General features: G+C 41.4%; 10 protein-coding genes. 3 read left to right on the top strand and 7 right to left on the bottom strand.

What is annotated here, in order from left to right:
- Positions 1-13: 13 nt before the first annotated feature.
- The 4 genes from ECA1_RS04895 to ECA1_RS04880 all read right to left on the bottom strand — a co-directional run bounded on the left by ECA1_RS04895 (position 14) and on the right by ECA1_RS04880 (position 3,418).
- The gene (locus ECA1_RS04895) at positions 14-565 is read right to left on the bottom strand and encodes an ATP-binding cassette domain-containing protein (RefSeq protein WP_005230521.1); all 552 of its coding nucleotides are present in this window, start codon (positions 563-565) and stop codon (positions 14-16) included.
- A complete protein-coding gene (locus ECA1_RS04890) occupies positions 534-935 on the bottom strand; it encodes a hypothetical protein (RefSeq protein WP_005230519.1) in 402 nt (133 codons plus the stop codon). The genes ECA1_RS04895 and ECA1_RS04890 overlap by 32 nt, the downstream gene beginning before the upstream one ends.
- A gap of 1,165 nt (positions 936-2,100) precedes the next feature.
- Positions 2,101-2,244: a putative holin-like toxin gene (locus tag ECA1_RS16970; protein ID WP_015510573.1), complete on the bottom strand. Its 144-nt coding sequence runs from the start codon at positions 2,242-2,244 to the stop codon at positions 2,101-2,103.
- 277 nt (positions 2,245-2,521) lie between these two features.
- Entirely contained in the window at positions 2,522-3,418 is an 897-nt protein-coding gene (locus ECA1_RS04880) for a LysR family transcriptional regulator (protein ID WP_005230517.1), read from the bottom strand.
- A gap of 116 nt (positions 3,419-3,534) precedes the next feature.
- Here ECA1_RS04880 and ECA1_RS04875 point away from each other — a divergent pair, with 116 nt between their 5' ends.
- Both ECA1_RS04875 and ECA1_RS04870 read left to right on the top strand, forming a co-directional pair.
- Positions 3,535-5,196: a malolactic enzyme gene (locus ECA1_RS04875; RefSeq protein ID WP_276527804.1), complete on the top strand. Its 1,662-nt coding sequence runs from the start codon at positions 3,535-3,537 to the stop codon at positions 5,194-5,196.
- Between the two features lie 13 nt (positions 5,197-5,209).
- Positions 5,210-6,490: a 2-hydroxycarboxylate transporter family protein gene (locus ECA1_RS04870; RefSeq protein WP_005230514.1), complete on the top strand. Its 1,281-nt coding sequence runs from the start codon at positions 5,210-5,212 to the stop codon at positions 6,488-6,490.
- 180 nt (positions 6,491-6,670) lie between these two features.
- On the opposite strand, the gene ECA1_RS04865 is transcribed toward ECA1_RS04870, so the two are convergent.
- Together ECA1_RS04865 and ECA1_RS04860 are read right to left on the bottom strand one after the other, a co-directional pair.
- Positions 6,671-8,053: a lytic polysaccharide monooxygenase gene (locus tag ECA1_RS04865; RefSeq protein WP_034869493.1), complete on the bottom strand. Its 1,383-nt coding sequence runs from the start codon at positions 8,051-8,053 to the stop codon at positions 6,671-6,673.
- 277 nt (positions 8,054-8,330) lie between these two features.
- Positions 8,331-9,854: a flavocytochrome c gene (locus ECA1_RS04860; protein WP_015510577.1), complete on the bottom strand. Its 1,524-nt coding sequence runs from the start codon at positions 9,852-9,854 to the stop codon at positions 8,331-8,333.
- 477 nt (positions 9,855-10,331) lie between these two features.
- Here ECA1_RS04860 and ECA1_RS04855 point away from each other — a divergent pair, with 477 nt between their 5' ends.
- Positions 10,332-10,751: a phosphate-starvation-inducible PsiE family protein gene (locus ECA1_RS04855; RefSeq protein WP_034869496.1), complete on the top strand. Its 420-nt coding sequence runs from the start codon at positions 10,332-10,334 to the stop codon at positions 10,749-10,751.
- Positions 10,752-10,766: 15 nt separating this feature from the next.
- On the opposite strand, the gene ECA1_RS04850 is transcribed toward ECA1_RS04855, so the two are convergent.
- Positions 10,767-12,572, bottom strand: a complete 1,806-nt coding sequence (locus ECA1_RS04850; RefSeq protein WP_005230500.1) for a sensor histidine kinase — start codon at positions 12,570-12,572, stop codon at positions 10,767-10,769.
- Positions 12,573-12,614: the final 42 nt, after the last annotated feature.

Below are 12,614 nucleotides of genomic sequence, written 5' to 3'. Positions count from 1 at the left end.
TTAATCTTATTCCTTAAGGAATAAACACAGCACATCCAGTTTCCTTTGAAAAATCTGATATATAAGATAGTAATGTATCTCTAAATACGGGATCCAATCCATTAGTTGCCTCATCCAGCAACAACAATTTGGGCTTTCGAAAAAAAGCATAGGCAAAATTTAATTTCACTTTCATACCATGTGAATAATCGTTAATTTTTTTATCTTTTGGTAAGTCGAATTCCTTTATGTATGAAAAAAATAGCTCCTTGTTCCAGTTGTTAAAAACTTTGCTAAAAATAGAGTTTATATCAATAGCTGTAAATGATGCGTTGAAATGATTTTTGTCTAGAATAATGGCCATTTCTGATTTGTCTGTTTTTGTGTGCTGATCGCCCCAAAAAGATATTTCTCCATTGGACGGCTCTAAATTTTTAAATATTACGTTAAATAAAGTTGTTTTCCCTGCACCATTTTCACCTATCAAACCAACAATATCCCCACTGTAGAGTTTAAAACTTATGTTGTTGAGACTAAAGTCGCTCCTCTCAAAATTAACATCTGTTACTTTCAAAATTTCCTGCATAGTAATTCTCCTTATTTAAATCATTAAAAATAGCGGTGATATATGCTTCTACCAATGCACCTAGAAAAATAGCGATAATTCCTAATAATAAAATTAATTTTGTATTTTTGACGTTTGCCACATGATATTCAATACTTTTCAAACCAATAAGTGCACCCAAGAAAAAACCAAAAAACTCGATCCCTCCATGAAGTAGAACGGATACTGCACCCATTTGTAACATAATAATTAGCGGCGTATTAATGCCTAGAAGATAAGCATTAGATATTATTACAACATAGGTAACATACTTATTTAGAACACATCCGCTACATAATATAAAAAAAAATGAAATTATTGAAAAAAACTTTTGTGAAAAAGTAAAAATCATTTTCGCCCATTACTACTTCTGGCCGATCTAAGTTTATGAACATCAAACTAATAATAACAATAATAAAGTAAGTTAAAAAAAATAACACATTAATTTTGCATTTCTTTCTTGTAATCTTGGAACATCAGAAAAGTAACCCCTCTTAGTTAGAAAAAAAGTAAAGAATAAGCAAATCCAGGATATACCATATAGAAATAATAAGTGTAAAATCTTTTTTACTTCCTTCTATTTTTTTGTAAACAGATATGCGAGTATGATTATACTGATAATTTCAAAAGGATTGACCTTGGTTATTAGAATATTTACTAAGTGATTATCCGACTTAATCAAACTATTCAATCCTATATAAGACTCTTTACTAACTCCAAAAATGGCGCCCAGAAAAGTGTTCCTTATTTAGAAATAAATCATCCATTGTTGTTCCTCCTCTAATTGGTTTTGACCATTCCTTCAGTAATTATTCAAACGTTAATTTTGCAATCTCAAAATCAAAATACGTTCCAGATACCCAGTCAACATGACCGCTATCTGTAAAAGTTTTGCGGATCACATCCTCTTCATCTTATAGTGCATGTATGGCATCAAGGATTGCCTTTGCTTCGTTCTTCTTAAAAATACCTAACTCTTCTTTTCTTTGCGTAAATTGCAGATTCTCAACCGTCGCAGCGTTACTTAAAAAGCCCATCAGGATAGAAAAAATCCCCTTTTTTCACATAAACTTGTTTTACTAACTCACCGCAATCACATTTTGTCCAGCTAGGCAGCCAGTATAAGCGCCGATTGTAGGGCGTTATTGGTATTTTCCATTGTTCATTCAGTTTCTTCATGCACATGAAAGATATTTTAAGTACCCGATAGATTAATAATACCGAGAAAATGTGTTATTAAATTATGGAACAATGGTAGTACTTAGAAATTTTTAAGAAAGAAAAGCGATCTTTTTTGCCCTCCACCTTCCAGCTGCTCCCCACCACTTAGGAGGGCAAAAAAATAGACGTGCAATAGCACGTCTGTAGCGTCAATGATTGATATCTCACCGAAATCTTGCTATAATTACTGTGTAAAGAGGAGTTGCGTGAACAACTCCCCTACAGCACCGTTTAAGACGGTGGCAAGTTTTATATTATTTTAGTAATCAGTCAACTCGCCAAAGTTTAGTGACTGGTTACTTTTTTTTGTCGTTTTTTGCTGCAGTTAGGATGCCAAAGATAATCGTTGCGATTAAAGAACCGAAACTAATCATTAGCCCTAATGCTTCAGCTACAGACAAAAGGCTTCTCCTTTCTAAAGAGTGAACACTTACTTTCATAAGCACCACCACCTTTCAAAAGATAGCCACCGTCACAAACTTTACTGTCCTACTATTATACCAAAAACCCACGCTAAAAACCGATATTTATCAAGGCTTCCAGCGTTTTTTCATGCGATAAGAACGGTCTAAGTAAAGGAATTTTTTTCTCGTTTCATCGTTTAAAGGAACCATCCATTTGTTTTTTCCACGTTGAAAGATCCCTTTTATTTCAGCAGCTCAAGAACACATACCGACACCATTTTTCTCTGACCTTACCTCAAGAAACCCCCATTCCTCACCCTTCATCCTCCCAAGACAGCTCATCCAAGATCCTAATCAACTTCTGGACCTCTTGATTCAACATCGCACTCTTTAAGTAGGCATATTGAATATAAAAGATCTCCTTATCTTCAGGGACCAGTGGTATTTTCACTAAGCCTTCCATTTCTTGAAACACGGGAAATTCCGTCATCAGGGTAATGCCTATATTGGAACTGACCAGTTGGCCAATCGTCTGGACGTCTGAAAAATAAAAGGGGACTTCTGGCTTCTTCTTTGATTTCTCACTTAAATTCTGAAAGGCGCGCATATGGGTATAGCCTTTTTCCAATAGGATAAAGGGATATTCAGCAGCTTCTTCGAATGAGATTTCCTTTTTTTCTGCCAATGGATTTTCTTTTGACACAAAGATAAAAAACTCTTGCTGGTGCAGCAACTTCACCTGCAGATTCGGGTGGACGAGGGGATTGACACTGCCCAACAAGCTGAAATCGATTTTTCCTGATAATAGTTTTGAAAGCAATTCATTGGATCCCCCAGATACCAAGTGAAATTTCGAAATAAAGCGGATGATCTCTTTTTCATCTAAGAGTTTTGAAAAGACTTTGGAACGAATGATTGGCGGCAAACCGATGTGGGTCCGATTGTTTTTAGCATGGTCGATGGCTCGGTCCAAGGTCACAAATTCATCTAAGATATATTGCGCATGAGCCTTCAAAATTTCCCCCTCTGTCGTCAATGAGATGGAGCGATGAGAGGCTTCTCGAGCGATCAAATCACAGCCATAATGCTCTTCCAAGCGTTTGATAGCGTAGCTGACGGTTGGTTGACTGACAGCAAATTTATGCGCCACTTGCGTAAAAGAAAGCATCTCTGCCAAAGCGTTAAAGTATTCTAAATCTCGTATGTTCATCGTCTGATTTCTCCCTTAGCCGATTCAAGCTCGCATCGGTTTTGTTATAAATAATTTTTATTATACCACCGATAGTTGACTATAATTCTGTCCGAGGATTAAAGTAGCTAATGGAAATGAACGAGTACTCAAAATACACCTATTGGAGGAACATAATGAAAGCACATGACATTTTAAATAACCCATTTTTAAACAAAGGAACCGCGTTTACGCAAGAAGAACGAAAAGAACTAGGGTTGATCGGTTTATTGCCCCCTCACGTACAAACGATCGAAGAACAAGCAGAACAAGCCTATTTACAATATGTCACCAAAGAATCCGACATTGAAAAACGTCACTTTTTAATGGAGATCTTTAATACCAATCGGACATTGTTCTACTATTTGTTCAACCAACATATCGTTGAATTCAATCCGATCGTCTACGATCCAACGATTGCTGACACCATTGAAAATTACAGCCGCCTATTCGTTGATCCTCAATATGCAGCATACTTAGATATCAATCATCCAGAAAACATCGAAGAAACGTTGAAAAATGCCGCTGGCGATCGGGACATTCGCTTGATCGTAGCCACTGACGCTGAAGGGATTCTTGGGATTGGTGACTGGGGTGTCCAAGGTGTCGATATTTCTGTCGGTAAATTGATGATTTATACAGCAGCTGCTGGGATCGACCCTGCTTCTGTTTTACCAATCGTGATCGATGCTGGGACCAACCGTAAAGAATTGTTAGAGGATCATTTGTATCTAGGCAATCGGCAAGAACGTGTCTACGGTGATGCCTATTACCAATTCATCGATCAATTTGTTCAAACGGCAGAATCATTGTTCCCTAAACTTTACTTGCATTGGGAAGACTTTGGCCGTTCAAATGCTGCAACGATTTTGGACAAATACAAACAATCGATTCCAACTTTCAATGATGATATCCAAGGAACGGGAATCGTTGTACTGGGCGGTATCTTCGGCGCATTAGATATTACAGGTGAAAAATTAACGGATCAAGTCTACTTATGTTATGGCGGTGGTTCCGCTGGTGCCGGGATTGCCAGCCGTGTCCATGCCGAAATGGTCAGCGAAGGTCTTTCAGAAGAAGAAGCCTACAATCATTTCTTTATGGTTGACAAACAAGGGCTTTTGTTCGATGATATGTCCGATTTGACTCCTGCACAAAAACCATTTGCCAAAAAACGGGCTGACTTTGCCAATGCTGGCGATATGACGCAATTGATCAATGTCATTAAAGTCGCAAAACCAACGATTTTGGTCGGTACTTCAACCAATGCCGGTGCCTTTACCAAAGAAGTTGTGGAAGCGATGTGTGAAAACACTGCTCGTCCAGTGATTTTCCCTATCTCGAATCCAACCAAAAAATTAGAAGCAACGGCTGAACAAGTAATCGAATGGTCTGATGGAAAAGCCTTTGTGGCAACCGGTGTCCCTTCAGGAACGATCCAATACAAAGGGGTCGACTACCAAATCGGTCAAGCAAACAACGCCTTGATCTATCCTGGTCTAGGGTTAGGTATGTTGGCTTCAGAAGCCTCTCTCTTGACCGATGAAATGATTGGTGCCGCTGCTCACTCATTAAGTGGTTTGGTTGACTTGAGCCAACCCGGTGCACCAGTTCTTCCACCATTTGAATACGTTGCGGACGTTTCTATCAAAGTGGCTGAAGCAGTTGCCAATAAAGCCAAAGAACAAGGGTTAGCCCAAGCGCAAGAAACCGATATGGCAAAAGCTGTCCAAAATCTCAAATGGTATCCAACATACTAGGAAGGTCTGAAAAATGAATAAATTAAAAACGATGACGATTTCGGGAATTAGTCTTCCCTTGTATCTCTTTTTCATGGTTGTCATATTCAGTGCGATTGCCTTAGACAAGTTGCCATTAAATATGGTTGGGATCACCATTTTACTGGTTGCCTTAGGACACCTGCTGTATTTCATTGGGGAAAAACTCCCGATCATGAATTCTTATCTTGGCGGCGGGTCAGTTTTTACCCTGCTTGGTGCCACCCTTTTAGCCTCCTTCCATCTCGTACCCACGAAAGTCATTGACGCGGTCAGTGACTTCATGGGGGGCGGTTTTGGCTTTCTTGATTTCTATATTGCCGCTTTGATTTGCGGCTCGATTTTAGGGATGAACCGTAATTTGTTGGTGAAAGCTTCTACGAAATTCATTCCCGTTGCTTTGATCACTATGGTAGTAGGCTTTTTCTCCGTCGGCCTTGTCGGTATGCTGCTAGGCAATGGCTTTGCTGATTCGGTGATGTATGTCTCTCTACCAATGATGTCTGGCGGGATGGGTGCGGGAATCACCCCACTTTCACAAATTTATGCTGATGGCTTGGCAAACGGCAATCAAGCTGCCATCTTTTCTCAATTAGCGCCAGCAGTTACTTTCGGGAATATTCTTGCCATTATTGGTGCTTTATTTATCGCTAAGGCCTTTGCTAAAACCAAATACAATGGCCATGGTACACTGATCAATGCCACGAAAGAAGAATTAGAAAAACCAAAAATAACGCTTGATGCCCAACAAATCGGGGTCGGGATGCTCTTTTCCTTCTCACTGTTGGTCGTTGGTGCGATTTTAAGCGACTTTTTCCCTAAAATTCACGAGTATGCCTTTATGATCGTGATTGTCTTTATTCTAAAAGCCTTGAACATTGTCCCTAAGAAACTCGAAGATTCTGTGGTGATGTTCAACAATGTTGTGATGACGAATTTGACCCACGCGGTCTTGGCGGGGATTGGTTTGGCATTGATCGATCTGTCAACATTGGCCTCTGCCTTTACTTGGCAATTTGTCGTGCTTTGCCTAACCAGTGTCGTATCTATGGGGGCTGCCAGCTGGTTCTTCGGGATGGTATTGGGGATGTACCCCGTTGAAACCGCAATTGGCGCCGGTATGATCAACAACTCCATGGGGGGAACAGGCAATATCGCTGTATTGTCTGCCTCTGATAGAATGGAAATGATTGCTTTTGCCCAAATGGCCAACCGTTTATGTGGTGCGATCGTGCTGATTTTAGGTGGGATCTTGATCCGTTTCTTCTATTCTTGATCAAGAACAAAAAACAGGTGCTGCTACGCATGATGCATAGCAGCACCTGTTTTTGCATTCCTCAAACGAATTCGTCCAATTGGTTGCACGAATCAAACAAAGGTTCAATCATTTCCTCATAAAAGAGTCAAAAAGAGCAGTGCCACCGCACTGCTCTTGCGTTACTGATTCATTCAAGGGTTACAGCTTCTGAAACAAGGTTGGTGCTTGATCAGGAGACCAAGTGGTGTCCCCGTAATTTGAGTGGGTGTTAATCACGACATAATTGCTGCCTTTATGGCTCACGATTTCACCGCTTGTATACACTTCTGGTGCAGAGAAAGTACCTAGTTTCCACACACGGTATTCTGACTCCCCGCCTCCAGGTGTTTCCGTTTCTTCTTTGGCATTGGTTTTCACGCTCAGCTGGTTACTGAAAGCGGATTGTTCGCCCGTTTTGCTGATTGCTTTGATTTGGTAATTGTAGGTTGTATCCGCTGCTAGATTCGTGTCTTCATAGGTTGTTCCTGTGGCCGTAGCAATTTTGACGCCATTGCGGTAAACATCATATCCAGCGATCCCATTTGTATGAGTCGATGCTTGCCACATTAAGGAAACGCTGCTGTCTGTCACGCTCATTTGATGCAGGTTGCCTGGTGTCGAAGGGGTTTCGACTTGATTGTCTGCTGAGGTAGTCACTTTCACTGCAGCACTTTTTTCTGAAACTAACGCCGTAAAGCCGACAGCTTCTACTTGATAGCTATAGGTTGTGTTGGCTTTTAATTGCGTGTCGGTAAAGGTTGGCTCAGTAGTCGTTGCCACTAAGGCACCATCGCGATACACGTTGTATTCTTTCGCATCGGTTTGACCGTTCCATGCTAAAGCCACCGTGCTGCTAGTCACTCGTTCTGAGCGGACATTTGCCGGTGCTGCTGGTTTTTCAGGAATGACTGTTGAACCAGAAACGTTAACGTCGATCACGTTATAAAAGGCATTTGGCGTATCGGCAACATCCCAGACCGCTAAAATGACATGGTAACCGAGACGATTTTCTGGAATGGTAATGGTATGGCTTGGGCTATTGCTGGCAGCCGATCCATCGTGATTCACAGTAGCGATCAATTCCAAGCTATCTCTTGAAAGTGGCGCGTTTTGATCCCATCCTGGTTTCGTGATATAGTAATGCCATTTTGTGGTCTTGTGAGGCGCTGTATAATGCCAGTTGACCCGCAATGGTCCTTGATTGATGTCTTGTTTGGTCCAACGATTGGTTCCTTGTTCATCAAGAACAAAGTCCCCGATTTGTCCGAGTCCACCATCTGCTGAAGCGATGCGACCATCTACTGGTCCTGCTTCTGGAAAGCCTTTTTTAGTTTCCAATGATTGTGGGTTTGAAATGACATTGCCATATTTCTCAAACGCAGCGCTCCACCCTAACGTATTGCGATCCAAAGACCCTTGATAGCCCCGACTGACCGGTGATTCCACATAACCATGAGCAAATACTTGTTTCCCCGTGAAGAACAAGGTCCCTCCAAGTAAGATTGCCACCCCGACCGACCATTTTACCAATGCGTTTTTCATAATCTGCCTCCTAAAATTTTTTATCATCGAATAAACCAATCCTATCCGTTTATTCCTTGATTCCGATTCATTGAAAAGCAAACCCTACATTTATAAATAGTTTATTTATATATGTATGATAAACGAATTAATCATTATAAGATTATAATGACTAGTTTTTCGTCCTTTCAGTTAGAAATACAAAAAAACTTGAAACGATTCTCCTCCTAATCGCTTAAGAGGATTCGTTCCAAGTTTATTTCTTTATAGACGATCTTTTTTAGGAAAAAACAGCCGCTTATTTCCCGTTTTCTTTCACATAATCAGAGGATTGCGCGCCTGCTTGGCGACCAAAGACCATAATGTCGGCTACAGCATTGCCGCCGATTCGATTTTGTCCGTGGATACCGCCGGTCACTTCACCTGCTGCATACAAGCCAGTAATTGGTGTGCCATCTTCTTTCAACACTTGGGTCTTCGTATTGATCTTGACGCCGCCCATTGTATGGTGGATCCCAGGTGCAATTTGAATCGCATAGAATGGTCCTTCCGTCAAATCATAGTCCATCGCCGTTTCACGACCGAAATCTTTGTCGGCTTTGTCTGCCACTGCTTGGTTCCATGTATCTAAAGTTTTCTTCAAGGTTGCTGGATCGACATCGATTTTTTCAGCTAAGGCTTCGATGGTGTCGGCTTCTACCACTACACCTTGTTCTTTGTAGTAATCGACTTGTTTGGCTCTACCTGCTAACGCATTGTCAAAAATCAAGTAGGCATAGCTTTCTGGCAGATCCGTAATAGCAGCTGAAACATTGTCGCGGGTTTCTAATTCATTGTAGAAACGTTCCCCTTGTTGGTTCACCAAAATGGCGCCTTCTCCACGAACGGTTTCACTGATCAACATACCTGTATCTTGAACCACTGTTGGATGGACTTGGATTTGATCCATATCAACCGTTGCGCCGCCTAATTCTTCGATCATCTTGATGCCATCGCCTGTACTTCCTTCAGAAGTCGTGCTGACATAGCCTTTCAGATCTGGACGATATTTTTCGATCAGTTCTTTGTTGGAGCCAAAACCACCAGTAGTAACAACCACTGCATCACCAGCGATTTCTTTTTCTTCGCCATTGATTTTCACGTTGACGCCAGTGACTTTGCCGTCTGTTTCATTGATTTTTGTCACATCAGCATTTACAAATAAAGGAATTTCTTGCTCATGAATGTTTCTCAACAAACCATCCACCAAGTACGTACCGACTGCTGAACCGTCGTGAGGACGATGGATCCGTTTTACACTGGCACCGCCGCTATAGCTGATATTGTCTAAAGTGATCCCCATTGAATCCAACCAATCAATCGCTGAAGCAGAGTTGTCTACTAAATAATGCAGCAGATCTTGATCGTTGGTTCCTTTACCACCTTTTAGGGTATCTTCAAAAAATAGTTCATTGGAATCTTCAATGCCTTGGGCTTCTTGGAACTTGGTTTCTGATGCGTTCATTCCGCCAGAAGATTTCAAGGTATTTCCGCCTGCGATCGGCATTTTTTCTAAAATGACTGGATTCATTCCAGCATCTTTAGCCGACAAGGCTGCTGCCATCCCTGCACCGCCAGCACCAACGATGACGATATCATATTGATCTTTTAACTCTGCTGGATCGGTATACTCTTGTTGGGAAGCACCTGAAGTGACTTCACTTTCTGAAGAAGAGCTTGCCGCACTGCTGCTGGCTTTTGTTCCGCCATCGGCGCCACATGCACTAAGCAACAATAATGAGGCTGCCCCAATCACCCATTTTGACCATCCACTTTTTTTCATTTGTTTCCCTCCGTTTTTCTTGCTCTTTTCTCCTCACTGATCCCCGTCATATACGATAAGAAAAGCAGCATTTTTCTTGCGAACTCTGCCAACTTGTTACTTTATTAACAATGATAAACATCTTGCGATCGGACTATTTTTCTATTCGATAGCGACAAAAACATTGTTTAAGCAACATTTTAACAGCGTTCTATTTTATTTAACCATTGTAACAAAAAAAGAAACTAAGTGTCCCGTAATAATTTGTGTATATTTTAACTATTGATTCTCATTGTTTTCTAATTTTGCCGAAAAAAGATAATATATTTTTCTCGCTACTTTCTGCTATTGAAAGCTATCACAAAAGACACGCTCATAGAAGGATCGTTAAGCTTACGGTCAAAAAGATATGGCCGCGATTGTTCTTTCTCTGTTCTTTTCCCTTTGCTCTGCGTCTTCTTTTGTATAATAAAAGAAAAAGCAGAAATGGAGTGGCGAATGGAAAAATTGACCCGAATGTTCGAGCGAGTGATCAGTATTTGTATTGATAGCATGTTGGCGATCTTAGTCGTTGTCGTCTTGATTTTTATGGGAAAAGCGATTTTTATGATCAGCACGACGCTCTTTCCCTTAAGTGAAGCGCCCCACCTGTCCTTTTTGATTGAAGAAATTGCCACGTTATTCATTTTATTAGAAATCATTTTGATGTTGCTGCGGTATATGAAGGACGGACACCATATTCCCGTCCGTTACTTGATTCTGATCAGCATTACTGCGATTTTGCGCGAGTTATTGTTGACGGAAGGTATGGCGAACGATGCCCTATTTTTTGCTTTAGCGATCTTTGTTTTGGTACTCGTCTTGCTAGTCCTGCAAAAAATCAATGCCTTCCAACATACCCAAGAAAAAGACCACTGAAACCACCCCATTGGATCAGTTACTTTCAGCGGCTTTTTCGGGATCAGTTAGAGGGATACCAATATAAAAGGTGGTTCCTTTAGGCGTACTTGTAACATCAATCAACCAATCGTTTTTTTCCACGATCGAAGAGACAGTGAAGAGTCCTAGACCAGTACCGCCAGTGGCACTCTTGGTCGTGAAAAAGCGGGTAAAGATTTTTTCTTGGATCGCTTCTGGTATGCCGGGACCGTTGTCGGAGATTTCGATCAAAGCAAACTCCTGTTGCGCGGAGAAAGCTTGCTTACGAAACAGAAAGGTGGCGCTTTCTGTCGAAGTGCGGCTCAAGCGAATGCTGCAATCGGCATTTGCTTGGTATACATTCATCAACAAATTGTAAATAATGACTTGCAGATCGATCTTCTCGTAGACGGCATATCCTACTTCTTGGATATCATACGTAAGGGAAAAGGCTTTTGGCAACAGCGCACGCATAGTATCGATGGCCTCTGTCAAGGTGGCGGCAATTGACTGCACATTTTTGTCGGCACTTTCGAGTTTCGAAAAACGCAGCACATTGCTAGATAACTCTTTGCCTTTTTCTGCTGCTTTGCAGACTTCTTGCAAATCCTCCATCAAGACTTCATCGTGTTGGTTTTCCTCGATCAGCAATTGCAGATGACCAATCATTGGCGTCAAAAAGTTGTTTAGGTCATGGACGATCGAGGTCGTTAGCAAGCCAATGGTTTCCAGTTTTGATTCTTGCAAAATGTTTTTTTCGATTTCGTGCTTTTCTTTTAACAGCCGTTGTCGTTCTTTCAATGCTTGGTTTTCGACATAGGCTTGATTGCGTTTCATGTAGTTTTTGATCAGGACGGTCAATAAAATCATAATGACAAACAACAAACCCAGTAGGCCGATCAAAATCAAGTTGTCTTGTAAAAAGAGACCGCTTTGCTCCAAAAAATCGGCATTGCTAGCGACGATCAGCCGACTGTCGCCTATGGTGATCCATTGATAAGCAGCCAATTTCAGCACTTTTTGCAGTGTTTCTTCGTTCCACCAATAAGAATAATAGACGGAGGTGCCTTCTTCATTGTCGATTTGTTCTTGCTCCAAGCGCTCAAGATCGGTGAAATCCAGCTCTGGAAATTCTTTTTTGCGGCTCTCAACGATGGAAAAACCAATTTGTTCGTCCGATGGGTGCATAACGATCCGCATATCGGCGTTTTTGACCATCGTATAGCCGGAAACATTGCGATCGGTGGTAAATTCATGATGATACATGCGCTGCAGATTCAAAGGCATCACAAGAACCGCTTCTTTGTCGTCAAGGGTTAGGGACTGATACACATTTAAATAGGCCTGCTTGCCATCAAAATAGACTTGCCCATTTTGTACCTGCCGTCCTGCCAATACTTTGTCTAAGGATGGGTCTTTGAATAACAATTCTTGCACCGGCGGATCTTCTGGTTTATTGACCGCCGTTGCGGTATTTTGGGCGATGACCTGACCTTGTTGGTTGATCAAAAACAATCCGACCATGGCATTGTTCGCAGAATTGATCACTGGTAACGTTAAAGGCCGCTGCAAGTCAGCCAAGGCGGCGCCTTCGAGGTGGTCATCGGCATAATTGGCAAGAGCCATGTGGTACGATTCGATACTGCGGCTGATCAGCTTGATCGCCGCTTGGTTGACCGTTTCCAACTGCCGCAACCCGACGGTTTCAGCTTGTCTTTGTGCGCTTTTATAACTTGTAAAGGTAAAAATAAGTCCAATCAGTGTAATGAATAAGGTAGCGACCACACTTAAATACAGCCAAAACTTTGATGGCGGTTTCATTGTAAACCCCTTTCATATTTACTATAATACTATTGATACAGG

Source organism: Enterococcus casseliflavus NBRC 100478, assembly GCF_001544095.1.
GTDB classification, from domain to species: domain Bacteria; phylum Bacillota; class Bacilli; order Lactobacillales; family Enterococcaceae; genus Enterococcus_D; species Enterococcus_D casseliflavus.
Note: the sequence above shows the minus strand (reverse complement) of the source record. Positions and strands in the feature narration are given on the sequence as shown.

Coding starts and splice junctions, on each gene's coding strand:
- ECA1_RS04895 (WP_005230521.1), bottom strand. CDS start 565: ATGCAGGAAATTTTGAAAGTAACAGATGTTAATTTTGAGAGGAGCGAC.
- ECA1_RS04865 (WP_034869493.1), bottom strand. CDS start 8,053: ATGAAAAACGCATTGGTAAAATGGTCGGTCGGGGTGGCAATCTTACTT.
- ECA1_RS04870 (WP_005230514.1), top strand. CDS start 5,210: ATGAATAAATTAAAAACGATGACGATTTCGGGAATTAGTCTTCCCTTG.
- ECA1_RS04875 (WP_276527804.1), top strand. CDS start 3,535: ATGAACGAGTACTCAAAATACACCTATTGGAGGAACATAATGAAAGCA.
- ECA1_RS04850 (WP_005230500.1), bottom strand. CDS start 12,572: ATGAAACCGCCATCAAAGTTTTGGCTGTATTTAAGTGTGGTCGCTACC.
- ECA1_RS04880 (WP_005230517.1), bottom strand. CDS start 3,418: ATGAACATACGAGATTTAGAATACTTTAACGCTTTGGCAGAGATGCTT.
- ECA1_RS04860 (WP_015510577.1), bottom strand. CDS start 9,854: ATGAAAAAAAGTGGATGGTCAAAATGGGTGATTGGGGCAGCCTCATTA.
- ECA1_RS04855 (WP_034869496.1), top strand. CDS start 10,332: ATGGAAAAATTGACCCGAATGTTCGAGCGAGTGATCAGTATTTGTATT.
- ECA1_RS16970 (WP_015510573.1), bottom strand. CDS start 2,244: ATGAAAGTAAGTGTTCACTCTTTAGAAAGGAGAAGCCTTTTGTCTGTA.
- ECA1_RS04890 (WP_005230519.1), bottom strand. CDS start 935: ATGATTTTTACTTTTTCACAAAAGTTTTTTTCAATAATTTCATTTTTT.